The 24,583-nt window shown below is 71.0% G+C and carries 25 protein-coding genes and 1 pseudogene; 7 read left to right on the top strand and 19 right to left on the bottom strand.

Annotated elements, in window-relative coordinates; translation table 11 throughout:
• Positions 1-41: 41 nt before the first annotated feature.
• From zwf to D8I30_RS07125, 9 genes and pseudogenes are all read right to left on the bottom strand, one after another.
• Positions 42-1,496 carry a glucose-6-phosphate dehydrogenase gene (zwf, locus tag D8I30_RS07085; protein WP_121482119.1) on the bottom strand — a complete coding sequence of 485 codons (1,455 nt, stop codon included), beginning with the start codon at positions 1,494-1,496 and terminating at the stop codon, positions 42-44.
• 47 nt (positions 1,497-1,543) lie between these two features.
• A pseudogene (gene hisIE, locus D8I30_RS15105) lies at positions 1,544-2,172 on the bottom strand (bifunctional phosphoribosyl-AMP cyclohydrolase/phosphoribosyl-ATP diphosphatase HisIE).
• 155 nt (positions 2,173-2,327) lie between these two features.
• A complete protein-coding gene (gene hisF / locus D8I30_RS07095; RefSeq protein ID WP_121482120.1) occupies positions 2,328-3,095 on the bottom strand; it encodes an imidazole glycerol phosphate synthase subunit HisF in 768 nt (255 codons plus the stop codon).
• Positions 3,092-3,826, bottom strand: a complete 735-nt coding sequence (hisA, locus tag D8I30_RS07100; protein WP_121482121.1) for a 1-(5-phosphoribosyl)-5-[(5-phosphoribosylamino)methylideneamino]imidazole-4-carboxamide isomerase — start codon at positions 3,824-3,826, stop codon at positions 3,092-3,094. The genes hisF and hisA overlap by 4 nt, the downstream gene beginning before the upstream one ends.
• Entirely contained in the window at positions 3,823-4,425 is a 603-nt protein-coding gene (hisH, locus tag D8I30_RS07105; RefSeq protein WP_121482122.1) for an imidazole glycerol phosphate synthase subunit HisH, read from the bottom strand. Before hisH ends, hisA begins: the two co-directional genes overlap by 4 nt.
• A 166-nt stretch (positions 4,426-4,591) precedes the next feature.
• Entirely contained in the window at positions 4,592-6,025 is a 1,434-nt protein-coding gene (hisB, locus tag D8I30_RS07110) for an imidazoleglycerol-phosphate dehydratase HisB (protein WP_121482123.1), read from the bottom strand.
• 159 nt (positions 6,026-6,184) lie between these two features.
• Positions 6,185-7,492: a histidinol dehydrogenase gene (gene hisD / locus D8I30_RS07115; RefSeq protein WP_121482124.1), complete on the bottom strand. Its 1,308-nt coding sequence runs from the start codon at positions 7,490-7,492 to the stop codon at positions 6,185-6,187.
• A complete protein-coding gene (hisG, locus tag D8I30_RS07120) occupies positions 7,492-8,373 on the bottom strand; it encodes an ATP phosphoribosyltransferase (protein ID WP_121482125.1) in 882 nt (293 codons plus the stop codon). Before hisG ends, hisD begins: the two co-directional genes overlap by 1 nt.
• Before the next feature lie 9 nt (positions 8,374-8,382).
• Positions 8,383-8,679: a YerC/YecD family TrpR-related protein gene (locus D8I30_RS07125; RefSeq protein WP_121482126.1), complete on the bottom strand. Its 297-nt coding sequence runs from the start codon at positions 8,677-8,679 to the stop codon at positions 8,383-8,385.
• An 82-nt stretch (positions 8,680-8,761) separates the two neighbouring features.
• Here D8I30_RS07125 and D8I30_RS07130 point away from each other — a divergent pair, with 82 nt between their 5' ends.
• From D8I30_RS07130 to D8I30_RS07145, 4 genes are all read left to right on the top strand, one after another.
• Positions 8,762-9,115, top strand: a complete 354-nt coding sequence (locus tag D8I30_RS07130; RefSeq protein ID WP_121482127.1) for an endonuclease domain-containing protein — start codon at positions 8,762-8,764, stop codon at positions 9,113-9,115.
• Between the two features lie 101 nt (positions 9,116-9,216).
• Positions 9,217-10,428: an NAD(P)/FAD-dependent oxidoreductase gene (locus tag D8I30_RS07135; protein WP_121482128.1), complete on the top strand. Its 1,212-nt coding sequence runs from the start codon at positions 9,217-9,219 to the stop codon at positions 10,426-10,428.
• Positions 10,429-10,566: 138 nt separating this feature from the next.
• Positions 10,567-12,849 carry a TonB-dependent receptor gene (locus D8I30_RS07140; RefSeq protein ID WP_121482129.1) on the top strand — a complete coding sequence of 761 codons (2,283 nt, stop codon included), beginning with the start codon at positions 10,567-10,569 and terminating at the stop codon, positions 12,847-12,849.
• A gap of 83 nt (positions 12,850-12,932) precedes the next feature.
• A complete protein-coding gene (locus tag D8I30_RS07145; protein ID WP_121482130.1) occupies positions 12,933-13,610 on the top strand; it encodes a Fe2+-dependent dioxygenase in 678 nt (225 codons plus the stop codon).
• 238 nt (positions 13,611-13,848) lie between these two features.
• Here the strand turns inward: D8I30_RS07145 and D8I30_RS07150 are convergent, their stop codons facing one another.
• The 7 genes from D8I30_RS07150 to D8I30_RS07180 all read right to left on the bottom strand — a co-directional run bounded on the left by D8I30_RS07150 (position 13,849) and on the right by D8I30_RS07180 (position 21,505).
• Positions 13,849-15,222 carry a sulfite reductase subunit alpha gene (locus D8I30_RS07150; protein WP_121482131.1) on the bottom strand — a complete coding sequence of 458 codons (1,374 nt, stop codon included), beginning with the start codon at positions 15,220-15,222 and terminating at the stop codon, positions 13,849-13,851.
• A 1-nt stretch (position 15,223) separates the two neighbouring features.
• A complete protein-coding gene (locus D8I30_RS07155) occupies positions 15,224-16,210 on the bottom strand; it encodes an FAD:protein FMN transferase (protein ID WP_162938829.1) in 987 nt (328 codons plus the stop codon).
• A gap of 89 nt (positions 16,211-16,299) precedes the next feature.
• Entirely contained in the window at positions 16,300-17,115 is an 816-nt protein-coding gene (locus tag D8I30_RS07160) for a DUF4198 domain-containing protein (RefSeq protein WP_121482132.1), read from the bottom strand.
• A gap of 12 nt (positions 17,116-17,127) precedes the next feature.
• The gene (locus D8I30_RS07165; RefSeq protein WP_121482133.1) at positions 17,128-17,637 is read right to left on the bottom strand and encodes a DUF2271 domain-containing protein; all 510 of its coding nucleotides are present in this window, start codon (positions 17,635-17,637) and stop codon (positions 17,128-17,130) included.
• 12 nt (positions 17,638-17,649) lie between these two features.
• Complete coding sequence (locus tag D8I30_RS07170; RefSeq protein ID WP_240387377.1) at positions 17,650-18,261, bottom strand: PepSY-associated TM helix domain-containing protein; 612 nt, start codon at positions 18,259-18,261, stop codon at positions 17,650-17,652.
• 124 nt (positions 18,262-18,385) lie between these two features.
• Complete coding sequence (locus D8I30_RS07175) at positions 18,386-19,987, bottom strand: ATP-binding protein (RefSeq protein WP_121482134.1); 1,602 nt, start codon at positions 19,985-19,987, stop codon at positions 18,386-18,388.
• A 117-nt stretch (positions 19,988-20,104) separates the two neighbouring features.
• Positions 20,105-21,505: a UDP-N-acetylmuramate--L-alanine ligase gene (locus D8I30_RS07180; RefSeq protein ID WP_121483432.1), complete on the bottom strand. Its 1,401-nt coding sequence runs from the start codon at positions 21,503-21,505 to the stop codon at positions 20,105-20,107.
• 76 nt (positions 21,506-21,581) lie between these two features.
• Between D8I30_RS07180 and D8I30_RS07185 the strand changes: the two genes are divergently transcribed.
• Positions 21,582-22,421, top strand: a complete 840-nt coding sequence (locus tag D8I30_RS07185) for an LD-carboxypeptidase (protein ID WP_121482135.1) — start codon at positions 21,582-21,584, stop codon at positions 22,419-22,421.
• Positions 22,422-22,428: 7 nt separating this feature from the next.
• Here D8I30_RS07185 and D8I30_RS14930 read toward each other — a convergent pair whose 3' ends face one another.
• From D8I30_RS14930 to D8I30_RS07195, 3 genes are all read right to left on the bottom strand, one after another.
• Positions 22,429-22,551 carry a hypothetical protein gene (locus D8I30_RS14930; protein WP_276118535.1) on the bottom strand — a complete coding sequence of 41 codons (123 nt, stop codon included), beginning with the start codon at positions 22,549-22,551 and terminating at the stop codon, positions 22,429-22,431.
• Positions 22,548-22,919: a retropepsin-like aspartic protease family protein gene (locus D8I30_RS07190; protein WP_240387171.1), complete on the bottom strand. Its 372-nt coding sequence runs from the start codon at positions 22,917-22,919 to the stop codon at positions 22,548-22,550. Before D8I30_RS07190 ends, D8I30_RS14930 begins: the two co-directional genes overlap by 4 nt.
• A gap of 88 nt (positions 22,920-23,007) precedes the next feature.
• Complete coding sequence (locus D8I30_RS07195) at positions 23,008-23,226, bottom strand: DUF1289 domain-containing protein (RefSeq protein ID WP_162938830.1); 219 nt, start codon at positions 23,224-23,226, stop codon at positions 23,008-23,010.
• 166 nt (positions 23,227-23,392) lie between these two features.
• Between D8I30_RS07195 and D8I30_RS14395 the strand changes: the two genes are divergently transcribed.
• Positions 23,393-23,554, top strand: a complete 162-nt coding sequence (locus D8I30_RS14395; RefSeq protein ID WP_162938831.1) for a hypothetical protein — start codon at positions 23,393-23,395, stop codon at positions 23,552-23,554.
• A 125-nt stretch (positions 23,555-23,679) separates the two neighbouring features.
• Positions 23,680-24,477: a crotonase/enoyl-CoA hydratase family protein gene (locus D8I30_RS07200; RefSeq protein ID WP_121482136.1), complete on the top strand. Its 798-nt coding sequence runs from the start codon at positions 23,680-23,682 to the stop codon at positions 24,475-24,477.
• Positions 24,478-24,583: the final 106 nt, after the last annotated feature.

The following is a 24,583-nucleotide window of genomic DNA, read 5'->3' on the forward strand; positions in this document are numbered from 1 at the left end:
TCGGGTCAAGCCCGAGGATGACGGTGAAAGAGAGCGCCTGTTCATTGCGTGTTCCACTTCCGTCCCGTGCGCGACAGCAGCAGGTCCGCCGCCTCCGGGCCCCAGGTCCCGGCTGCATAGTCCAGCGGTCGACAGTCGCGGCAGTTCCAACCGTCGGCGACCTCATCGACCCATTTCCACGCCTGCTCGGCCTCGTCGCGGCGCACGAACAGGGTGGAGTCGCCGTGCAGGGCGTCCAGCAGTAGCCGCTCATAGGCGATGCGGCGGCGTGGCGGGGCGGCGTCCTTGCCGTCCTGCCCCCAGGACAGGCTCATCTGGATCGGCTGCAGCTGCATCCGCTGGTCCAGGCCCGGCTTCTTGTTCATCACCGACAGGGAGATGTCTTCCTCGGGCTGCAGCTCGATGACCAGGCGGTTGTCGTAGATGTCGCCGCGCTCGCCGTGACCGAAGATGGAGTGCGGCACCGGCTTGAACTGGATGACGATCTCGGTGCGCTTCTCGGGCAGGCGCTTGCCGGTACGCATGAAGAAGGGCACGCCCGCCCAGCGCCAGTTGTCGATGTCGGCGCGGATGGCGACGAAGGTCTCGGTGTCGGACGGCTGGCCGCGCTCCTCGTCATAGCTCCGAGCCGACTCGCCCTCGACCACGCCGGCGACATACTGGCCGCGCACGGTGACGCGGTCGGCCTCTTCGGGGGTGATGGGACGCAGGGAGCGCAGCACCTTCACCTTCTCGTTGCGCACCGAGTCGGGATCGAGGTCCGACGGCGGCTCCATGGCCACCAGGCACAGCAGCTGCAGCATGTGGTTCTGCAGCATGTCCCGCAGGGCGCCGTATTCGTCGTAATAGGGCCAGCGGTCGCCGACCCCGACGGTCTCGCCGACGGTGATCTGCACGTGATCGACCGTCAGGTTGTTCCACAGCGGTTCGAAGATGGCGTTGCCGAAGCGCAGGGCGATCAGGTTCTGCACCGTCTCCTTGCCCAGGTAGTGGTCGATGCGGAACACCTGCCGCTCGTCGAAGGCGTGGGCCACGGCATCGTCGATCTCGAGGAAGGACTTCAGGTCGCGGCCGACCGGCTTCTCCAGCACGATGCGGCAGTTCTTCTCGGCCAGACCCGCCGCCTTCATCGCCGTGACGATGCGGCCGAAGAGCGAGGGCGACACGGCCAGGAACGACGTCACCTCGCCGTCGCCGCACCGGGCCTTCAGCGGCTTGAGGCTCTCGGGATCGGTGGCGTCCACGGCCAGGTAGTCGAGGCGGGCGGCCAGGCGCGCCCAGCTGGCCTCGTCCCAGGCGCCGTCGGCCTCGGCGCGGGGCTGCACCGCCTCGCGCACCTTGGCGACATACTGTTCGGCGGTCTCTTCCGAACGGGCGGCGCCGATGATCTTCAGCCCCGCCGGCAGCAGGCCGTCATGATCCAGGAAGTAGAGGGAGGGCAACAGCATCCGCATGGCGAGGTCGCCGCCGCCGCCGAACAGAATGAGCGCCGCCATCTAAGGCCTCCCTCGCAGAAGATCGGCCCTCCTAAGCGGGGCCGTAGTCAGCCAGAGTCCTTGGCCGGTTCCGCGCGCCGCGCCAAGACGTCGAGGACATCCTGAAACACCATGTTACGGGCATGCAGAAGCACCAGCAGGTGGTAGATCAAATCCGCCGCCTCGCTGGCGAGTTCCGCCGCGTCGCCCGCCGCGCCCGCCAGGGCGGTCTCGACTCCCTCTTCGCCGACCTTCTGCGCCGCCCGTTTCGGCCCCTGGGCCATCAGGCGCGCGGTCCAGCTGTCGTTCGGATCGGCCTGGGCGCGAACGTGGATGGTGCGCTCCAGCCGCCCGATGCGGCCCAGGCCGGGCGCATCCTCCTCGCCGAAGCAGCTGATGCGGTTCAGGTGGCAGGCGTTGCCGACCGGGCGCACCTTCACCACCACGGCGTCGCCGTCGCAGTCTGGCGTCACCGAGACGACGTTGAGGAAGTCCCCCGAGGTCTCGCCCTTCCGCCACCGCCCCCGCGCGAACGCGAGAAGAAGGTGGCCTGGCCGCTGTCCAGCGTCTCCTTCAGCGCCGCCTCGTCCATATAGGCGAGCGTCAGCACCTGCAGGGTGTCGGCGTCCTGCACCACGGCCGGGATCAGGCCGCCGCCCTTGGCGAAGTCGATGTTGGAGAGGTCGAGCGCCATCATCCTTCTCCCCTCGTGGGAGAAGGTGGGCGCCGGAGGCGCTCGGATGAGGGGGCTGTGTCCGCACGCGACGGGCGAGGTTGAAGTAGGCCTCCCCCTCATCCGTCTCGCTCCGCGAGCCACCTTCTCCCACGAGGGGAGAAGGATATCGAAAGTGCTCATATCCTCACCTCCACGCCTTGTGCGTCCAGGTAACGCTTGAGATCGGGAATCGCGATCGCGCCCGAGTGGAAGACGCTGGCGGCCAGCGCCCCCGACACGTCCGCCTCCACGAACACGTCGCGGAAATGCTCGACCGCCCCGGCCCCGCCCGAGGCCACCAGCGGAATGGTCAGCCGTCGCCGCGCCTCGGCCAGTTGGGCGATGTCATAGCCGCGCCGCACCCCGTCCCGGTCGATGCAGTTCAGCACGATCTCGCCGGCGCCCAGGCCTTGCGCCTCGACGATCCAGTCCATGGTCAGCCGACCGGCGCCGCGCCGGGCGTTCGGATCGCCGGTGTATTGGTGCACCCGCCATTCGCCGTCCTGAAAGGCGCTGTCGACGCCGACGACGACGCATTGCCGTCCCAGCCGTTGCGCCATCTCGCCGATCAGGTCGGGGCGCTCCAGGGCGGGCGAGTTGATCGACACCTTGTCCGCCCCGTGGTCGAGGCAGCGCGCCGCCTGCTCCACCGTGCGGATGCCGCCCGCGACGCAGAAGGGGATGTCCAGCAGCCGGGCGATGTCCTGCACCCAGCGATAGTCCAGCGTCCGACCCTCGGGGCTGGCGGTGATGTCGTAGAAGACCAGTTCGTCGGCGCCCTGATCGCGATAGCGCGCGGCCAGTTCGGCGGCGTCGCCCATGTCGACGTGGCCCTCGAAGCGCACGCCCTTGACCACCCGCCCGTCCTTGACGTCGAGGCAGGGAATGATGCGTCTCGCCGTCACGATGCGACCGCCTTCAGCGCTTCGGCCACGGTGAAGCGGCCCTCATAGAGGGCGCGGCCCACGATGGCCCCGTCGCAGCCGAGGTCGCGCGCGGCGGTCAGGTCGGCCAGCGTGGCCACCCCGCCCGAAGCCTGGATCTTCAGTTCGGGCCTGCGCGCCCGCGCCTCGCCCAGCAGGTCGAGGTTGGGCCCGGTCAGGGCCCCGTCGCGACCCACATCGGTCATCAGCACATGGGTCAGCAGGCTGGCCGGATAGCGGTCCAGCACGCTCCACAGATCGACCCCCGCCGACTGGGTCCAGCCCTTCAGCGCCGGGACGGGCGCCCCGTCCTTATACTTCACGTCCAGCGCCAGGGTGATGCGGTCCGATCCGAACCGATCCAGCCAAGCCAGCACCTCGTCCGACCGAGTCACGGCCAGCGACCCGACGACCACGCGGCTGACGCCCGCCTCCAGCAGGCGCTCGACATCCGTCTCGGACCGCACCCCGCCGCCCGACTGGATATTCACCGCGACCGAGGCGGCCATTTCGCCGATCAGGCCGTGCTGCATGGCGCGCCCGGCCTCGGCGCCGTCCAGATCGACGACGTGGACCCACTGCGCCCCTTCGGCGGCGAAGGCGGCCAGGCGCGCGGCCGGGACCTCGTCATAGCGGGTCACCTGATCGAAACGCCCGTGCATCAGCCGCACGCAGACGCCGTCCTTCAGGTCGATGGCGGGATAGACGATCACGCGGGCAACTCCAGGAAGTTCTTCAGAATACGCGCCCCGGCCGCCGCCGAGCGCTCCGGGTGGAACTGGCAGCCCCAGCGGTTGGCGCTGTTGACCACGGCCGGCACGGGGACGCCGTAGTCGGCGGCGGCGATGGTCGCCGGGCCGTCGGGGCAGACGAAGCCGTGCACGAAATAGGCCCAGTCGCCGTCCTTGATCCCTTCCAGCAGCGGATCAGGCCGACGGATGCTCAGCCGGCTCCAGCCCATGTGCGGCGACGGCCGCGACGGGGCGGGCAGGAGGGCCTCGACCCGGCCGGGGATCAGGCCCAGCAGGGGCGTGTCGCCATCCTCGGCGCTGGTCTCGAACAGCAGCTGCTGGCCCAGGCAGACGCCCAGCAGCGGGCGCTTGAACCGGCGCAGCGCCTCGACCAGACCGAGCGCGTGCAGCCGCTGCATCGCATAGCCCGCCGCGCCGACGCCGGGCAGGATGACCCGCTCGGCCTCGTCCAGATCGGCGGGATCGGCGCTGATCCGCACCCGCGCGCCCAGCCGCTCCAGCGCGAACCGCACCGAGGCGACATTGCCCGCCCCGTAACCGATCAGGGTGACCTCCCTCATCCTTCTCCCCTCGTGGGAGAAGGTGGGCGCCGGAGGCGCTCGGATGAGGGAGAGGGTTCAGCGAGCGGGACGGTGGATGTCGAGAACGCGGTCGGCGTCCCCCTCATCCGACCTGCTCCGCAGGCCACCTTCTCCCACGAGGGGAGAAGGAAGGCACAGGCGCTCATCACAGCACCCCCTTGGTGCTCGGCACCACGTCGCCTTCGACGCGGATCGCCTGCCTCAGCGCCCGGCCCAGGGCCTTGAACACGGCTTCGGTCTTGTGGTGGTCGTCGTCGCCGGTGACGCGGACGTGGATGGCCGCGCCCAGGTTCTCGGCCAGCGATCGCACCACGTGGGCCGTCAGGTCGGTCCGGTAGTCGCCGATGAAGGGGGTCGCAAACGTCCCCTCGAACACGGGATAGGGCCGTCCCGACAGGTCGATGGAGATCGCCGCCTCGGCCTCGTCCATCGGCAGGACAAAGCCGTAACGGGCGATGCCCTTCCTCTCGCCCAGCGCCTGCTTGAGCGCCTGCCCCAGGGCGATGGCGCTGTCCTCGATGGTGTGGTGCGGATCGGTGTGCAGGTCGCCTTCGCACGCCAGGCGGATCGAGAACCCGCCGTGCGCCGCCACCTGTTCGATCATGTGGTCGAAGAAGCCGACGCCGGTGTGGATGGTCACCGGCCCGGCGCTGTCCAGATCGACGGCGCAGACGATGCGCGTCTCTTTCGTATCGCGCACGGCCTGGCCGACGCGGGTGCGGCGCACCTTGGGGGCGGCGGCGCCGAGCGCGACCAGCAGGCGGTCGTTGACCTCGGGCTTCAGCGACACGGGCAGGCGCACGCGGTCGCCCGCCAGATCGGCGGCCAGGCCGTAGCGGCGCAGGGCCTCGACGACCCCGGCCGGATCGGACGGCCGGGCGGTGATCGCCGGTCCGACCCCGGCCTCCAGCGCCATGATCCGCGACAGGGCCTCGGCGACGCGGGCGCGCTCGCGGCGCACCCCGTCGATGCGTTCGGCGGTCTCGATCATCCGCGACGGGTCCAGCGCCTGCAGCGCCAGCCGCGCCGAGACCTCGGGCAGGGCGTAGGGCTCCAGCACGCTCGCCAGCCGCGCCAGCGTCTGCGGCTGGGCGACCGCCGCCCCCACCCGCGCCCCGGCCAGCCCGTAGGCCAGCGACAGGCTGCGCAGCACGACCAGGTTGGCGTGGTCCTTCACCACGCTGGCGGCGGACGTCGCCTCGGCGAACTCGACCAGGCCCTCGTCCACGACCAGCAGGGCGGGGGCGACGCGCTTTGCCATCTCGGCCACGGCCTCGGGCGCGCCGAGGGCGCGAATGACCACGGCGGCGGTCCCGGCGCCGTCGGCCGGGCGGGCGTAGAGGGCGGCCAGGCTCAGATAGGGTTCGGCGTCGGGCGCCTGCACCTTCAGCCCGTCGCGCGCGGCCAGACGCCAGACCAGTTCCAGCCCGTGCGTCAGGCCGCGCGTCGGCAGCACCTGATCGGCGCCGACGCCATAGAGGGCGGCCAGCCGCGCGGCCAAGAGCGTCGGCGCGGCCGGATAACGCTCCAGACCCTCGCCGTTTGAGAACAGCGGTGGATAGGGGGCAGGCAGGGTCACGACCCTTCTCCCCTCGTGGGAGAAGGTGGCTCGCGCAGCGAGACGGATGAGGGGCTGTGTCAGCGCGCGAGGCGGATGAGGGCGAAGCCAACGCCCCCCTCATCCGACCTGCTCCGCAGGCCACCTTCTCCCACGAGGGGAGAAGGAAGAAATCGTTGCTCATCCCGCGCTCCTCAGATCGGCGGCTCGCGCGTGACCTTCCAGCCCCTCCAGCCGCGCCAGGGCGGCGGCGACGGGGGCCAGGGCGGCGGCGCCCTTTTCGCTGACGGTCTGCACCGACATGGTGGTCATGAAGCTGGCGGTGGTGACGCCGCCCAGCGTCCGCGCCGCCCCGTCGGTCGGCAGGACGTGGCTCGGCCCGGCGGCGTAGTCGCCCAGGGTCTCGGCCGCCCACCGCCCGACGAAGACGGCCCCGGCGGCGCTGATCTTCTCGACCAGGGCCTCGGCGTCCTCGACCTGGATCGACAGGTGCTCCGGCCCGTAGAGGTTCGCCACCTCGCACGCCTCGGCCCGGTCGCGCACGCGGATGGCGCGGGCTTCGGCCAGCGACGCGCGGGCGATGGCGGCGCGCGGCAGGCTTTCGACCTGGCGCTCGACCTGGGCGAGGGTCTCGCTCAGGGCCGTGCCGCTGTCGGACACCAGGATGACCTGGGCGTCGGCGTCATGCTCGGCCTGGCTCAGCAGGTCGGCGGCGACGATCTCGAAGTCGGCGTCGCGGTCGGCGATGACCAGCAGTTCCGACGGACCGGCGGGCAGGTCACAGGCCGGGCCGCCGGGCAGGGACGAAGCGTAACGCTTGGCCTCGGCGACATAGGCGTTGCCGGGACCGAACAGCTTGTCGACGGGGGCGATGACGCCGTCCTCCAGCTCGGCGCCGAAGGTCAGGGCGGCGATGGCCTGCGCCCCGCCCAGCAGCCAAAGTTCCTCCAGCCCCGCCTCGGCGGCGGCGGCGATCATGGCCGGGTGGACCGAACCGTCCTTCGAGGGCGGGGTGACGGCGACGCGCCGCCCGACCCCGGCCACGCCCGCCGGAATGGCCAGCATCAGCAGGGACGAGAACAGGGGCGCCGTCCCGCCGGGCACATAGAGACCCGCCGAGCCGATGGGCCGCCAGACCAGCTTTGACCTCACCCCCGGCGTGGTCTCGATGAAGGGCGTGTCCTCGGGCCGGGTCGCCTGATGGAAGACGCGCACATTGTCGGCGGCGACGCGCAGGGCGCGCGCGGCGGCGGGCGGCAGGTCGCGGCGGGCGTTGGCGGCGGCGGCCTCGGTGATCTCGATGCGGCGCGGCGCGGCGCCGTCCAGACGCGTGGCCCAGTCGGTCACGGCCTCGCCGCCGCGCGCCTGCACGTCGTCGAAGATCTCGCGCACCACGCCGGTGACGAAGCCCTCGGTGCGGCGTTGCGGGCGGGCCAGGGCGGCCCTGCGGCCCTCGGCGTCCAGTTGGTTCCAGTCGATACGCTTCATCACATCATCTTCTCGATCGGCAGGACCAGGATGGCTGACGCCCCCGCCGCCTTGAGTTTCTCCAACGTCTCCCAGAAGACCGCCTCCTGGCAGACGGCGTGGACGGCCACGGCGTCGTCGCGCCCCGACAGGGGCATGACGGTCGGCGAGCCGGCGCCGGGCAGCAGGGCGGTGATCCGGTCCAGCGCCGCGCGCGGGGCGTTCAGCATCACGTATTTGGCGCCTTGGGAGGACACCACGCCGGCCATCCGCTCGACGACGCTGTCCAGCAGGTGCTGCAGCCCGGCCTCGGGCGGCGTCGGCGCCTTGATCAGCACCGCCTGGCTGTCCAGCACGGTGTCGCGCGCCGTCAGGCCGTTGGCCTCCAGCGTCGCCCCGGTCGAGACCAGGTCGCAGATGGCCGCCGCCAGCTTCAGCCGAGGGGCCACCTCGACCGCCCCGCGCATGGTGACGATCTCCGCCTGCACCCCCGCCTCATTCAGAAAGCGGCGCAGGATTTTCGGATAGGAGGTGGCGATCCGCAGGCCCTGCAGCGACGACGGCCCGGCGTAGTCCAGCCCCGGCGGCGTGGCGATCTTCAGCGTGCAGCGGCCGAACCCCAGCGGCATGACGACCTCGGCGTTCGGCCCGCCGTTCCTGACCTCTTCCAGCACGTTCTCGCCGACAATGCCCAGGTCGCAGACCCCGTCCGCCACGAAGGTCGGGATGTCGTCGTCGCGCACCCGCAAGAGGTCGATCGGATAGTTCTCGATCCGATACAGCAGGTCGTTGTTGCCCTTCACCACGCGCAGGCCCGCGTCGCGGACCAGGTCGAGGCTGCGTTCGGCCAGGCGGCCGGATTTCTGGACGGCGATGCGCAGCCGCCCCTGAACCGTGCTCATGATCTCAACTCAGGCTTTCAGTCTGTCCAGCACCAGTCGATAGCCCTGGTGCGGCATGTCCTTCAGGGAGCGCGCGACGCGCACGACGGTGGTCGGGCTGGCCGGCGCCTCGGCGGCGATCTCGCGATAGGTCTTGTCCCCGGCGTCCAGCATCCGCGCCACCTGCCACCGCTCGGCGAAGGCGCGCAGTTCCGCCGGGGTGCACAGATCGGCCAGGAAGGCGTCCGCCTCCTCGCGCGTCTTCAGCGAAAGCAGGGCGTCCAGCAGGGCGGTCTTGGCGGCGTCGGTGCTCATGGCGCGTTCCATTATGCTGTAACAATGGAGCGGTCAACCCGCTGAGTTGACGCTGACGTCTTTTCCTCCCCACGTGTGAAGTGGTGGAGGGGCCATGTCGCCGACCATCGAAGCCTACCGACGCGCCGCACGAATGCGTCGCTCCCTGACGCCGCCTGAGGCCAGGCTGTGGAGCTGTCTAAAGGGCGGCGCTCTGGAAGGACTGAAGTTTCGCCGCCAGCATCCGGCCGGTTCCTACATTCTCGACTTCTATTGCGTCGGTGCGCGACTGGCGGTGGAGGTCGATGGCGCAGCGCATGATGACCCGGCGCAAATCGCCCATGACGAGCGGCGAACGGCATGGTTGAAGGCGCAGGGGATTGAGGTTCTGCGCGTCCGGGCGACGGACATTCGCGATCATCTCGAGGGGGTTCTGGCGGTGATTTTGCATGATGCGACGGGGCGTTAGAGAGCCCCTCCACCACTTCGTGGTCCCCCTCCCCATTGTCATGGGGAGGAAAAGCCTAACCGCCACTCGCCACCCGCTGCGCGCCACTCTATCTGTCCCCCATGACCAAGGTTCTGATCATCGGCGCGGGACACGCGGGGGGCTCGGCGGCGGCGCTGCTGAGGCAGTACGGCTTCGAGGGCGAGATCGTCCTGGTGGGCGAGGAGGCGGCGGCGCCCTATCAGCGGCCGCCCCTGTCCAAGGCCTGGCTCAAGGGCGAGGCGCGTCTGGAGGACCTGCTGCTGCGTCCCGAGAGCTTCTACGCCGAGCAGAATATCGACCTGCGCACCGGCGTCACGGCGACTGCGATTGATGCAGGCGCCAAGGCCGTGACCTTCGCCGACGGAACGGTCGAGGCCTATGACGTGCTGATCCTGGCCACCGGCTCGATGGCGCGCAAGCTGGCCATTCCCGGCGCGGATCGGCCCGACCTGCTGGAACTGCGCACCCTGGCGGACGCCGAACAGCTGAAGGCGGCGCTGGCCCCCGGCAAGCGGCTGGCCGTGGTCGGCGGCGGCTACGTCGGGCTCGAGGCGGCGGCCTCGGCCCGCGCCCTGGGCGCCGAGGCGGTGGTGATAGAGCGCATGGACCGGGTGCTGGCGCGCGTGGCGTCGGAGGCCCTGTCGGCCTTCTTCACCGACCTGCACCGCCAGCATGGCGTCGAGATCCTGACCGGCGCCGAGGTCGCGGGCTTCGAGGACGACGGCGTGCGCCTGGCCGACGGGACGCTGATCGCGGCCGACGCGGTGCTGGTCGGCGTCGGCGCCCTGGCGCGCGAAGCCCTGGCGCGGACGGCGGGCCTGGCTTGCGAGAACGGCGTGGTGGTGGACGCGGCCGCCCGCACCAGCGACCCTTCCATCTACGCCATCGGCGACGTGACCCATCGGCCCATCCCGGTCCACGGCGGCCTCATGCACCGGCTGGAGAGCGTGCCCAACGCACTGGAGCAGGCCAAGCAGGCCGCCGCCGCCGTTGTCGGCCGCGCCGCCCCCGCGCCCGAGGTGCCGTGGTTTTGGTCGGACCAGTATGACGTCAAGCTGCAGATCGCGGGCCTGCCCTTCGGCGCCGACCGCCAGGTCGTGCGCGGCGATCCGGCCGGCGGCGCCTTCGCCGTCTTCCATCTGAACGGCGACCGCGTCGTCTGCGTCGAGGCGGTCAACGCCCCGGCCGAGTTCATGGGCGGACGCCTGCTGATCGGCAAGGGAACGCCTGTGGACGCCGCCCTGCTGGCCGATCCTGCGGTGTCGATGAAGGGCGTGGCCCTGGCGGTCTGAGGTCGTTTTTCGTCCGAGGACGGCCTGTCGGCGTGATTTCGGCGCCTAAGTTGAGATTTATTCTCAGAGTCACTTGCGGTGTGGGAATAAGGTGATATTGCGACCGCATCGCAACATCACTGACTGGCTCCTCCCTCCATGTCCGACCCTCGCTCCGCCGCCCTCAAGGCGCTCCTGTTCGCTTCCAGCGCCGCGGGCATGCTGTGCGCCGCGCCTGCCGTGGCGTCGGCTGCGGCGGCTGGCGAGCCCGCGCCCGCCGACGGCGTGGTCAGCCAGGACGCGACCCACCTGGGCACGCTGGACGTCAACGGCCATCGCGTGAAGCGCGAGCCGAAGGACCCGCAGTTCGTCGCCCCCCTGGTCGACACCCCGCGCACGGTGACGGTGATCCCGCAGCAGATCATCGAGCAGACCGCCGCCACCTCGCTGCAGGACATCCTGCGCACTTCGCCGGGCATCACCTTCGGCGCGGGCGAGGGCGGCCAGCCCCTGGCCGACCGGCCCTTCATCCGCGGCCAGGCCTCGGGCAACAACGTCTTCGTCGACGGCATCCGCGACACCGGCGGCCAGCAGCGCGAGGTCTTCAACCTGGAGCAGGTCGAGGTCATCAAGGGCGCCGATTCCGTCTATTCGGGCCGCGGCTCGGGCGGCGGCAGCATCAACCTGTCGTCCAAGGCTCCGCGCCTGAGCGACTTCGTCAACGGCTCGGCCGGCGTCGGCACGGACGCCTATGCGCGCGGCACGGTGGACGCCAACTGGCAGGTCGGGCCGACCGCCGCCATGCGCCTGAACCTCATGGCCTCGCAAGGCGACGTGCCGGGCCGCAACGGGGTCGACTTCGACAAGTGGGGCGTGGGCGCTGCGATCGCGGCGGGCCTGGGCACGCCGACGACGATCACCGCCAGCTACTACCACCTCGATAGCGACCAGATGCCCGACTACGGCATCCCGCTCTTCACCAAGACCAATGTCCGCACGACCGACAGCGGCATCCTGGACGTGCCCTACGACAGCTTCTACGGGCTGAAGGCGCGCGACTATCTGACCAACACGGTCGACAGCCTGACCCTGGAGGTCGAGCATCGCTTCAGCGAAACTCTGGCCCTGCGCAACGTCACCCGCTACGCCCAGACCCTGAACGACTATGTCGTCACCAACCCCGGCGACGGCGGCAGCGCAACCTCGACCCCGCGCGGCGCGGCCCTGATCGACGGCGTCTGGTGGATGAAGCGCGGCGTCAAGTCCCGTTGGAACCCGACCGAGACCCTGGCCAACGTCACCGACCTGCACGGCGCCTTCCTGACCGGGGCGATCAAGCACGACTTCGACGTCGGCCTGGAGCTGTCGCGCGAGAAGAACCGCAACGCCGCCTATGTCGTCACGACCCTCACGGGCTCGGCCTGTCCGGCGCCGCTGACCGGCGTGGACTGCACCCCCGTCTATGCGCCCAACCCGAACGATCCGTGGACGGGCACGATCACGCGCGGGACCGAGACCTATTCGGACACGGACGTCCTGGGGCTCTACGCCTTCGATTCTGTCAGCCTGGGCGAGCGGTGGAAGCTGAACCTGGGCGTGCGCTACGACCGCTACGCCGTGGAGGGCACGGAGCTGCCGCGCGGCGCCGTCGTCCCGGTCGCGCGTGAGGCGGACTGGGACTTCGTCAACTATCAGCTCGGCCTGGTCTACAAGCCGACGGCGAGCAGCAGCCTCTACGCCTCCTGGTCGACGTCCTCGACGCCGCCGACCATCTCGGCGGGCGACCAGAACGCGGCCGGCGGGTTGGGCAGCGGCAATCTGGCCGGCACGGTGCTGGACCCGGAACAGACCGAGAGCGTCGAGATCGGGGCCAAGGCCAATCTGTTCGGCGATCGTCTGGCCCTCAGCGGCGCCCTGTTCCGCCTGACGCGCAAGGACGCGGCCATCGAGGTGGCGCCGGGCCTGTTCGAACAGGCGGGCGAGGCTCGGGTGCAGGGGCTGGAGCTGGGCGTGTCGGGCTCGATCACCGACAAGTGGCAGGTGTTCGGCGGCTACACCTGGATGGATTCGGAGCTGACGCGCGGCGCCTACAGCAACGTCAACGTCGGCGATCCCCTGGCCAACACGCCCGAGCACAGCGCCAGCCTGTTCACCACCTATCGCGTCCTGCCCAAGCTCAGCCTCGGCGGCGGCGTCTATTACGTGTCCAAGTCCTGGGGCGGGAACCAGGGCGGAGCCGGCGGCGGCGCCAACCGCATCTATGCGCCGGAGTATGCCCGCGTGGACCTGTTCGCCGCCTATGACATCAACGAGCGCGCCTCGCTGCAGCTGAACGTCCAGAACGCCGGGGATGAGGACTACATCATCCGCACCAACGGCGTGCACCACGCCGACGTGGCCCCGGCGCGCCAGGCCATCCTGACGCTGAACGTCCGCTACTAAGAGGCCGCGTTTCGCGCCATTCTGTCGGCCCCGGCGTTCGCTCGAGCGGCGGGGCCGATGCGGTTCCAGACGGTGAGAGAGCCATGCTGCTGCACATCCCCGACGTCTTTACCAAGGCCGAGGTGAAGGCTCTGCGCCGGACCCTGGACGCCGGTCCCTGGGCCGACGGCAACATGACCTCGGGCCATCAGTCGGCGACCGCTAAAAGGAACCAGCAGTTGCCCGAGGACAGCGCCGAGGCGCGCGAGGTCTCGGCCCTGGTGGTCCGGGCGCTGAACGCCAATCCGATGTTCGTCTCGGCCGCCCTGCCGCATACGATCTTTCCGCCCCTGTTCAATCGCTACGAGGGCGGCGGCGAGTTCGGCCTGCACGTCGACAACGCCATCCGCCAGCGGGACGGCCATCGCATCCGCAGCGACCTGTCGGCCACCCTCTTCCTGTCCGAGCCCGAGGACTACGACGGCGGCGAGCTGATCATCGAGGAGATGTACGGCGCCCAGTCGGTCAAGCTGCCGGCCGGCGACCTGGTCCTCTATCCGTCCAAGAGCCTGCACCGGGTCACGCCCGTCACGCGCGGCGCCCGCGTCTCCAGCTTCATGTGGCTGCAGAGCCTGGTCCGCGACGACGCCGACCGCGAAAGCCTGTTCCGCCTCGACGTGGCGATCCAGCGCGTCAACCTCGACAAGGGGCCGAAGGATCAGGCGGTGATCGAACTGACCGGCGTCTATCACAACCTGCTGCGCCGCTGGTCGGAGGTTTAGCCAACCCTCTCCCGGCGGGAGAGGGCTTGAGCGCACGAGAGCCGAAGGCGATCGTCCTTGCGCGACCCGAAGGGCGGCGCGGAGCAGCCAAAGGGTGAGGGGCTTGAGGGTTCAGTCGGCGTGAGCCGTCGCACGGCGGCTGGCGCCGATTTCGGCCGGGACCCCTCACCCTTTCGCCTTGGCCAATCGCTGCGCTCTTGGAGGCTCAAGCCCTCTCCCATCGGGAGAGGGAAGCGTATCAATAAACGTCCCGCCGATACCGCCCCGCCTCGGTCAGACCCAGCAGACGGTCTTCGCCGAGCGCGGCCTCCAGCGCCGCATGCACCCCCTTGGACATCCCCTCCAGGCTGCCGCAGACGTAGATCCACGCCCCGCGATCGACCCAGTCGGCGACCGTGCGGGCGTGCTCGGCCACCAGCGCCTGGACGTAGCGGTGCTCGCCGCCGTCGCGCGAGAAGGCGCGGTCAAGCCGGGTCAGCACCCCCGACGCCCGCCAGGCCCGAAGCTCTTCGTCATAGAAGGCGTCGTGCGCCCGCGTCCGCTCGCCGAACAGCAGCCAGCCGCCGCCGGTCTTGTCGTGCCGCGCCCGCGCCTTCAGGTGTCCGCGCAGGCCGGCGATGCCGGTGCCGTTGCCGATCAGGATGATGGGGACTTCCGGCGGCGGGGCGTGGAAGCTTCGGTTGGCGCGCACGCGCAGGGCGACCTCCTGGCCGATCTGCGCCTCCTGCGTCAGCCAGCCCGAGGCCAGGCCCGGCGTCCCGTCCGGCCGCGTCATCAGGCGGATGCAGAGCTCGAGCCGCCCGTCCGAGGGCAGGGAGGCGACCGAATATTCGCGGCTGCCGGGCTGTTCGCCGTCGCGGGCGGGCAGGCCGACCTCGGCGATGTCGCCCGCCGCCCAGTCGGGCGCGTGGTCGATGGGTTCGAAGGCCAGATGCCAGGCCTCGCCGCCGGGGCTGCCGGCGTTGAGCAGGGTCCGCTTGACCAGGCGCCAGCGGTCATAGGCGGGCGGGGTCCAGTCGGGGGCGGCGGTCGCCCCGGTGATCAGGTTCAGCTGATGCTGCCAGTGGCGCACGGCGCCCGCATCGCCATTATCGACCTCGACCCGGTCGAACAGGGTCTGCGCCCCGCAGCGGTCCAGCCAGTCGCCGACCGCACGGCCGAAGCCGCAGAAGGCGTCATAGGACCGGTCGCCCAGCGCCAGCAGCCCATAGGACAGGTGCGACAGGTCCGCCTCCGTGCCCATGGCCTGGCGCACGAAGCGGGCGGCGCCGTCGGGGGCGTCGCCCTCGCCGGTGGTCGAGGCCACGACCAGCAGGCGCCGCGCGCGCTTCAGCGTCTCCAGGTCCAGCTCGGCGAAGGGCAGGATCCGCGCGCCGACGCCGCCGTCGCCCAGGGCGCGCGCGGTCATCCAGGCCAGCTCCTCGCCGAAGCCGGTCTGGCTGGCGAAGGCGATCAGCACGGCCTCGTCGCCCGCCGCCTCGGCGAAGGCGCGGGCCTGCTCGGCGGCCCGGCGCGCCGCGGCGCGCACGCGCCAGACGGTCAGGGCGATGAGCCCGAGCCACAGCAGGACGGCGACGCCGGCGCCCACCCAGCGGAACAGGTCGGCGGTCACGTCAGGCGGCCTCGTCGTCCATCATAGCCGCGAAGGCGGGGCTCATCCGCTCGACCAGACCGCGCGGGGTGCGCTCGACGAAATGGGCGGCCAGGCCCATCGCCTCCGCGAACTCCGGCCCGTCGAACGGGCCGAGCACGGTCAGGGCGGTGGCCAGGGCGTCGGCGCGCATGGCCGAGGCGTCGAAGACGGTGACCTGGGCCAGGCCGTTGTCGACCGGCCGTCCTGTCGCCCCGTCCAGGGTGTGCGGATAGAGCCGCTGCTCATGCACGAAGGCGCGGCGCCAGTCGCCCGAGGTCGCCACGGCCAGATCGACCAGGGCGGCGACCGTGCGCGGCGCCGGCGAGCCGGGCACGGCCTCGATCTCGACCCACCAGGGCTGGGCGTCCGGCTTGACGCCGCGCCCGAGCAGTTCGCCGCCGATCTCGACCAGGTGCGCGGTCGCGCCCATCGCGCTCAGGCGGGCCGAGACGCGGTCGACCGCATGGCCCTTGGCGATGCCGGAGAAGTCCAACTTCATGCCGCCGATCTGGATCGCGGCCTGCGCCTCGCGGTTCAGCCGCAGCCTCCGCCAGCCGGAGACGGCCAGGGCCGCCTCGACCTCGGCGTCGGACGGCAGGGGCAGCAGGGCCGAGCGCGCCCCCGGCGGGCCGAAGCCCCACAGGTCGACCAGGGCGCCCAGGGTCGGATCCACCGCGCCGTTGACCTCGTCGGCCAGGTCGAGCGCGGCGGTCAGCAGCGACCACAGCTCGTCCGACAACCGCCACGTCCCGGCCGGGGCGGCGTTGAAGCGGCTGATCTCGCTGTCGGCCTGCCACGGGCTGAAGACGGCGACGACCTGCGCCAGCTCGGCCTCGATCGCGGCCTGAAAAACGTCCTGCGCGGCGCCCGGCGGCGGAACCAGCCGCGCCGACCAGGTCGTGCCCATGCTCTCACCCGCCAGCGACCAGATCAGGTCGCTGGGCGGCCGCTCGGGCGCGCCGGCCATCGGCGGGATCAGGACGCGGTCGTCCTGGCGCCTCTCGGCCGCCGCCCCGAGGCGGAGCGGCGGCGGCGCGGCGCTGGAGGATTTGGCGGTCAGGGCAGGACTTCCAGGGCGCCGTTCCACGAGGCGTTCGAGCCCGGCTGGCCATTCGCGCCCGGGGTGCGGACGGAGGCGCCCAGCCAGTAGAGGCCGGCTTCGGGCCAGGTCACGGTGAAGGCGCCGTCGGCGCCGGTCCTGACCGTGATCTCCTCGGGATTGTCGCGATAGCGCAGGCCGCCGCGCGCGACGGCCACCTCGACGCCGGCGGCGGGCTGGCCGTCCTTGACCAGTTTGAAGGTCGCGGCCTCGCCGGCCACCAGGTCGTTCGGGTGGGTCACGGGGACCAGCTCCAGACCCTTGCCGGTCGGGGCCAGGGCGGCGTCGTTCGGCGCGCCCAGGGTGACGAAGGTCTCGGTGCGGCTGTCGGTGCGGGTCGTCTCGACGTTGGTCGCGTCGGCGGGCAGGGCGCCGGGGAAGTCGGCCTCGGCCCCGCGCCAGCGCTTGCGCTCGCCGCCCTGGTCGTAGCTGGCCATGAAGCCCGAGGCGACGTTGGCCACGCGATAGGTGCCCGGCCGGCTCAGGTGCAGGTCGAAGCTGGAGCGGTATTTGGCCTGATGCAGGTTCTCGGCCTCGGCGGCCGAACCGTCCGGGGCGGTGATGGTCAGGCCGCTCAGGCGCATGGCGGCGTGGTCGGGGATGAAGACGCCGTTCGACATCCCGGCGTCGAAGCCGACCCAGGCGTCATTGCCCGACAGCACCGTCGAGGTCGGGGCCAGCCAGGCGCGGTGGGCCTGGGCCGACAGGGGGGCGGCCAGGGCGGCGGTCAATGTCAGGAGAGCAGGGGCCAGCAGGGCGAGGGTCTTCTTCATCGGGCGGTCCTCTTAGCGGGTCACGGCGACGCGAACGGCGCCCAGTTCGGTGGATCCGGTTGCGGTTCCGGTGTTGGCGGCGCCCCATTGGAAGGGCACGCGGACGACCTCGCGGCCGCCCAGTTCTCGGGCCGCCTCGACGACCAGGGTGTACTGGCCGGCGGGCAGGCTGCGCAGGCGCGCGCCTGGCACGGTCACGGCGTGGCGGCCCGGGGCCTTGGTCGGACCGGAGACGCCGTCGGCGGGCATGGCCATGGCGCGGCCGCCCTTGCGCCACCAGGTGCGCAGGTCCTTGAGCCAGTCCTTGCCGTCGCCCTCGTTGTTGCGGGTCTGCTGGTACCAGACGGCCAGGGTCTGGGCGGTCGTCTGGTCCGGCTTCTCGATCCACACCGCGACGTAGGGTCGGTGATAGGAGGCGCTGTTGATGCGCGGCAGCTCGACCGAGACCGACAGGTCGGCGGCCACGGGGGCGGCGGCCGCCGACAGGCCGGCGGCGGTCAGGACGAGAGGAAGCTTACGCATGGGAAAAGCTCGTCAGTGAATGAACAACAGGGCGATGAGGACCGGGATCAGCAGGCCCAGCCCGACCAGGGGCCAGGTCGAGGGGCGGCCGCGCGCGTGCAGCCACAGCAGGGCCAGGCCGGTCAGGGTGAAGACCACGCAGGCGGCGGCGAAGACGTCGATGAACCAGAACCAGGCCTGGCCCGCGTTGCGGCCCTTGTGCAGGTCGTTGAGGTAGGCGATCGCGCCGCGCGTGGTCTTCTCGTGGACGGCCTCGCCGGTCGAACGGTCGATGGTCAGCCAGCCGTCGCCGCCGGGGGTCGGCAAGGCGACATAGAGTTCCTCGGCCGTGGTTTCTGTCGGCTTGCCGGCGATCTCGACCTGGAAGGCCTCGGCGGCCCAGCGGGCCACGGCCTCGGGCGCCGGATCGGTCGTCTCTTCGGGGAAGGCGGCCAGGCGCGCCAGCAAGGGGGCGGGCAGGACGGCGGTCTGTTCGCGCACAATGGGTTCGGCGGGGATCTGGGCCGCGTGGTTCAGGGTGACGCCCGTCACCGCGAACAGCAGCAGGCCGACCAGGCTGACCGCCGCCGAGATCCAGTGCCAGCTGTGCAACTGCTTCAGCCAGAACGAGCGTCGGGCGTTCAGCGCGGCCTTAGGGCGGGCGGCGGCTTTGGCGGAAGAGGCGGCGGCGTCGGTCACGCCACGGCTGTGCCACAGCTTGAGAACGATTTGCAATAGTATTCGCAACCGCCGTGCGCCGGACGCGCCTTCAGGCGGCCTGGGCGGGGCTTTCGCGCGACAGGACCAGGCGAATGGCGTTCAGCAGGGCCTCGGGCTGGATCGGCTTCTGGGCCACGCCGTCCATGCCCGCCGCGAGGTAGTCCGCCTCGTCGCGCGGATCGGCGTTGGCGGTCAGGGCCAGGATGGGCAGGGCGGCGGCCGGGCCGGGCAGGGCGCGGATGGCGCGGGTCGCCGCGACCCCGTCCATGACCGGCATCTTGACGTCCATCAGGATCAGGTCGAAGCGCCCGACCGCCGCCTGGTCCACCGCCTGGCGGCCGTTCTCGGCGGTTTCGTGGGTGCAGCCGAACAGCTCCAGCACCTTGCCGGCGACGAAGCGGTTGGCGGCGTGGTCGTCCACCACCAGCACATGCAGGGTCTCGTGCCAGGTGGGATCGGCGACCGCGCCGTCGTCGCGGCGCCCGTCGGCCTCGGCCAGCGGCAGCCGCAGGTCGAAGCGGAAGCGCGCCCCGCCCTGCGGCGCGCGTTCGACGGCCAGTTCGCCCTCCATCCGCTCGACGATCTGGCGGCAGATGGCCAGGCCCAGGCCCGCGCCGGCGCCCTGGCGGCCCGCCTCGCCGGTGTTGAAGGGTTCGAAGATGGCGCGCGCCGCCTCCTCGCTGACGCCGGGGCCGCTGTCGTCGACCGTGGCCGACAGGCGCACTCGGCCCTCCTCCAGCGCCGTGCCCAGCCGCACCTCGACCGCGCCGGCCTCGGTGAATTTCAGGGCGTTGCCGATCAGGTTGTTCAGCAGCTGTTTCAGCCGCACCTCGTCGCCGACGACCCAGCGCGCGGCGCCCAGGTCGCCGTGGACGCGCAGGTCCAGGGCCTTCTCCTCGGCGCGCGGCCGCCACAGGGCCGATAGGTCCGCCGCCACCGCCTGCAGGTCCAGCGGCGCCGGCTCCAGCGTCAGCATCCCCGCCTCGGCGCGCGACATGTCTAGGGCGTCGGTCAGCAGGCGCAGCAGGCTGGCGCCCGAATCCAGGATGGTGCGGACGTGGGGGCGCAGGTCTTCCTGCGTCAGCTGCCGCTCCATCAGGGCGGCGACCCCCAGCACCCCGTTCAGCGGCGTGCGGATCTCGTGGCTCATGACGGCCAGGAACTCGGACTTGGCCCGGCTGGAGGCGCGGGCCTCGGCCTCGGCCCGGACCAGGTTCTGGGCCAGTTCGGCCATGGTCTCGGCGCGGCGCTTGTGGATGGCCACCCCGGCCTGCAGCACGTGCAGCCCGGCCCCGACCCCGACGTAGCGGCCGCGCGAGACGACGATGAAGCCCTTGAGCAGGGCCCCCAGGCCCGGCGCGTCCATCGACTGGAACAGGACATCGGCCGAGGCGTCGGCCTCGACCACCATGGGGGCGGGGTCCATCAGGGCCGAGACCGGCCGCCGGGCGTAGAGGGCGCGGCCGAACTCGGCCGCCAGCTTCAGGGTGAAGGCGTTGCGCTCGATCAGGCCGACGGGGCGCCCGTCGGCGTCGGCCACGGCGATCACCAGGGTCGAGGGCTCGGCCTCGAACCGAGCCAGGGCCTCGGCCCCCGGCGCGTCCGGCGCCATGGGCGCCGAGGCGTCCACGAAGTCTCCGATCCTGGCCATGTCGTCGCCGCCTCCGCCGTTTGCGAGAGCGTGGTTAGGCCAGGGCGCTTAACAGGCGCTTTTCCGTAAATGAATGTTTTGCAAGGCTAATCTGACAATCGCTCCGACAGCGGAGCGTCAGAGACGGGCCAGCAGCTCGGCCGCGAAGGTCGACAGGCTGTCGTCGCGCGCGCCCATGACCACCACCCGGTCGCCGGGCCGGGCCATCTCGACGATGCGGTCGCCGCAGTCGGCGCGGGTCGCCAGCGCCGCGGCGTGGCGCCCGGCGTGGCGCACGCCCGCCGCGATGTCCTCCGAGCCCACGCTGCGGTCGGTGGTGCCCCCGTAATAGACCGGCTCGGGCATCAGCAGCCGGTCGTCATGGCGCATCAGTCCGGCGAAGCCGTCGATGAACTCATGCTTCATCAGCTTCAGCGGGCCGAAGCCGTGCGGCTGGAACAGGATCAGCAGCCGCCCGTCGAAGGCGTGCAGGGTCTTCAGGGTAGCGGCGATCTTGTCCGGGTTGTGGGCGAAGTCGTCGATGACGGTGACGCCGTTTTGCGTGCCCACCACCTCCATCCGCCGCCGGATGCCGCTGAAACGTTCCAGCGCCGCGACCGCCTGATCCATGTCCACGCCCAGCGCCTTCACCGCGCCCAGGGCCGCCAGGGCGTTGGCGACGTTGTGCGCGCCCGGCACGGCCAGCGTCACCGCCCGCGCCGCCTCGCCGCGCAGGCGCAGCTCGAAGGCCATGCCGGTCGGCAGGGGCGCGAGGTCATGCGCCGACAGGTCGGCCTCTTCCTCGCCCAGCGCAAAGGTGATCGCCTTGCCGGGCGTCAGGCTTTGCGCCAGCGCCGCCGTCTCGGGATTGTCGAGGTTCAGCACCGCCGTCGTCGCCCGGCCGACGAAGCCGCCGAACAACTCGCGCAGCTCCTCCATCGACTTGTGGTCCAGCGAGATGTTGGAGACCACGGCGACCGTCGGGTCATAGCGGGCGATGGAGCCGTCGCTCTCGTCCACCTCGGCCACGAACAGGCCATTTTCGTCATTTGGTCCGCCGACCAGGGCGCTGGCGAAGGGGTGGTCGGGCGAGGCGAAATTCTTCATCACCGCCCCGTTGACCACGGTGGGCTTCCGCCCCGCCTGGTCCAGGATCCAGGCCACCATGCCGGTGATGGTCGACTTGCCGCTGGTGCCCGCCACGCCGATGGAGGTGGGGGCCGCGTTGAACAGTTCGCTGAGCAGCTGGGGCCGGGTCTTGATGGTCGCGCCGACGCGCCTGGCCGCGCCGATATCGGGCACCGTCTCCTCGACCGCCCCGGTGGCGACGACGATCTGCTCGGCGTTGGTCACGCCCGACCCGTCCTGCGGGTGCAGGGTCACGCCGTGGGCGCGCAGCCAGTCGAACTTCTCGGGCGTGCGGCCCTGGTCCAGCGCCCGGTCGGAGCCCGAGATGCGGCCGCCTTGCGCCTGAACGATCATGGCCAGGGGCAGCATGCCGGAGCCGCCGACGCCGCAGAAGAAATAGTCTTTGTTCATCGGCTTGATTTCGATGCGGGAAACCGGGGAGTGTCCGGTCTGACTAGCACGCGAGACGCCCGAGGCCACCCCGTCCATGCAGACCCGACCGTTCCGAATTGGCGTCGTCAACGCCAGCTCCCGCCTGGACCCCGCGCGGGGCGAGGCGATCCGGGCCTGGGCGGCGGCGGCCTGGCCGGACGGCGAGGTCGAACTGGTGCTGCATCCGGCCTTGTTCGAGGTCCATGGCCATTTCGGCGGCGACGACCCGACCCGCGCCCGCGCCTTCGTCGAATACGCCAACGACCCGCACCTGGACGCCATCTGGTTCGCGCGCGGCGGCTACGGCGCCTGCCGCATCGCCGAGGCGGTGGTCCCCGAGCTGAACGCCCACGCGCGGGCCAAGCGCTACCTCGGCTATTCCGACGTCGGCAGCCTGCTGGCTGTTCTCTACAAGGCGGGCTTTCCTCATCTGGCGCACGGGCCGCTGGCGGCGGAGGGCTCGCGCCACGACGCCACGGGCCGCCGAGCGGTGAACTGGCTGCGGACCGGCGACCCGGCCTCGCTGGAGCCGTCCCTGCTGACCGACCCGCGGCCGGCCGTCGCCTTCAACCTGAGCATCCTCAACGAACTGGTCGGCACGGCGCTGGAGCCGGACCTGAGCGGCCACGTCCTGATGCTGGAGGAGGTGTCCGAGGCCCACTATCGCCTCGACCGGATGATGTTCCACCTGACCGGCCAGGCCTCGATCCGCCGCGTGGCGGGCATCCGCCTGGGCCGGGTCTCGGACGTGACGCCCAACGATCCCGAGTTCGGCCTGACGCCCGAGGAGATCGTGCGCCACTGGTGCGTGCGGTCGGGGATTCCCTATCTGGGCGCCGCCGACATCGGCCACGACCCGGACAATAAGGTGGTGCCCTTCGGCCCGCGCGGTTGAGAGACGGTCAGCCCCTCAGGATCAGGCCGTCGGGCCGCGCCTCGAAGGCCGACAGCCGGCCCAGATAGCTCATGCCCAGCAGGGCCGCGGGCATGTCGCGGTCGACCACCAGGGCCTCGACCGAGGTCATCTCCACCCCGCCACCGACAGGGAGGTCAGCAGCACCCGCGCCGCCGGGACCTGGCCCGAGGCGGTGTTCAGCGTCTGGTTGAACTCGTGCGGCTTCAGCCGCACGCCCAGCCGTTCGGCGTCGGCGCGGCTCAGCGTCACCACGCTGGCGCCGGTGTCGACCAGCATCCGCATCGGCCGTCCCTCGACGGTGGCCTCGGCCCAGTAGTGGCCGTCGGCCGCGCGCGTCACCGACGGCGCCTCCTTCAGGGCCACGGCGGCGTAGGCCTGGGCCGAGCCGTCCCACCACATCAGGGCGCCGGCGCAAGCGATCGCCGACGCCAGGGCGGCGGCGAAGACAACGGCGGAGCGCGGGTCGAAGCGGATCATGAGGGCGACTATGCCGCCCCTGTCTTCCCATGCGGTGAAGCGACGTGGCGAACGAAAGGTTGACGCCGGACCGCCGGTCTCGCGCGGCTCACCCGCCCAGCAGCGCCGGATCGACCCGCCCCTTGCGGCCGTCCAGCTCGCTCATGACGGCGGCGCGCGCCTCGTCCGTCATCCGGCTCCAGGTCGCGATCTCCGGCAGGGTGCGAAAGCAGCCCAGGCACAGGCCCGAGGCGCCGTCGACGGTGCAGACCATGACGCAGGGGGTGGCGATGGGGCGCGGCGGGCGAGGGGCGGGCGTATCGGGCATGGTTCGTGACGGTATCGCAACAATGAGTCCGATTACGGACTATAATTTCTTGACTTTTCCAGCTTAGCGGCTATCTTAACCATCGACGCGAAACGACTGACAGGGTGAGAGTCCCAATAAGCACGACGCGTCTTCTTTCATCGTTCAACGAAAGGAGACGCCAAAAATGAACGAAAACAAAGAGCGCAATCTCCAGCACGCCATGCTGTCCTTCGCCCTGTTCGGCGGGATGCTGGTGAATACGAAGCAGATGAACGGCGCCGGCGACCGCGTGGTCAGCCATCCGTCCAACTTCGTGCCCATCACGATCAAACGGCCGCGCGCGTAGTCGCGAGGCGATGTGATCCAACCAGAAGCCCCGGTCAGAACGACCGGGGTTTTTCAATTCCGCCCTTGCCATCGCGGCGCGCCCTGGCCGAAACCGAACGCTCCAGCGGTGAAAGGGAATGCGGCATGGGTCTGATCGTCGAAGAGCGCAAAGGCGCGGTCATGGTCTGGACCCTGGATCGGTCCGACCGGCTGAACGCCCTGCCGGACCTGGAGGACGGCGAGGCCTTCGCCGCCGCCTGCGACGCGGTCAACGCCGATCCCTCGATCCGCTGCGTGGTGATGACCGGGGCGGGCCGCGCCTTCTCGGCGGGCGGCGACCTCAAGGCGATGAAGGACCGCCGCGACCTGTTCGAAGGCTCCGGCGCCGCTATCCGCGAGCGCTATCGCCGGGTCGTCCACCGCATCGTCCGTTCGCTCTACGGGCTGGAGGTTCCGCTGATCGCCGCCGTCAACGGTCCGGCGATGGGGCTGGGCTGCGACATCGCCGGGCTGGGCGACATCCGCATCGCCTCGGACCGCGCCAGCTTCGGCGTGCCCTTCATGAAGCTGGGCATCATTCCCGGCGACGGCGGGTCGTGGCTGCTGCCGCGCAACATCGGCTATGCCCGCGCCGCCGAACTGCTGTTCACCGCCCGCGCCATCGACGCCGAGACGGCCGCGGCCTGGGGCCTGGTCAACCGCGTCGTGCCGCATGAGACGCTGATGGACGAGGCGATGCAGACGGCCGGCCAGATCGCCGCCCAGCCGCCCCAGGCCCTGCGCATGGCCAAGAGCCTGCTGCGCCAGGGCCGCGACATGAATTTCGACCAGATGCTGGAGCTGTCCGCCGCCCTGCAGGCCCTGGCCCACCTGACCGAGGACCACATCGAGGGCGTCACGGCGGTGCTGGAGAAGCGGCCGGGGGATTTCAAGGGGAACTAGTTTCACAACCCGCTCACCCCGGCGGACGCCGGGGCCCAGTGAGAGCCGCGTGCACAAGGTCTGCGATTCTTGTCGTCGGGCTTGAGGCCAAAGCACTGGATCCCGG

It is taken from the genome of Brevundimonas naejangsanensis (assembly GCF_003627995.1).
In the GTDB taxonomy this organism is placed as follows: domain Bacteria; phylum Pseudomonadota; class Alphaproteobacteria; order Caulobacterales; family Caulobacteraceae; genus Brevundimonas; species Brevundimonas naejangsanensis_B.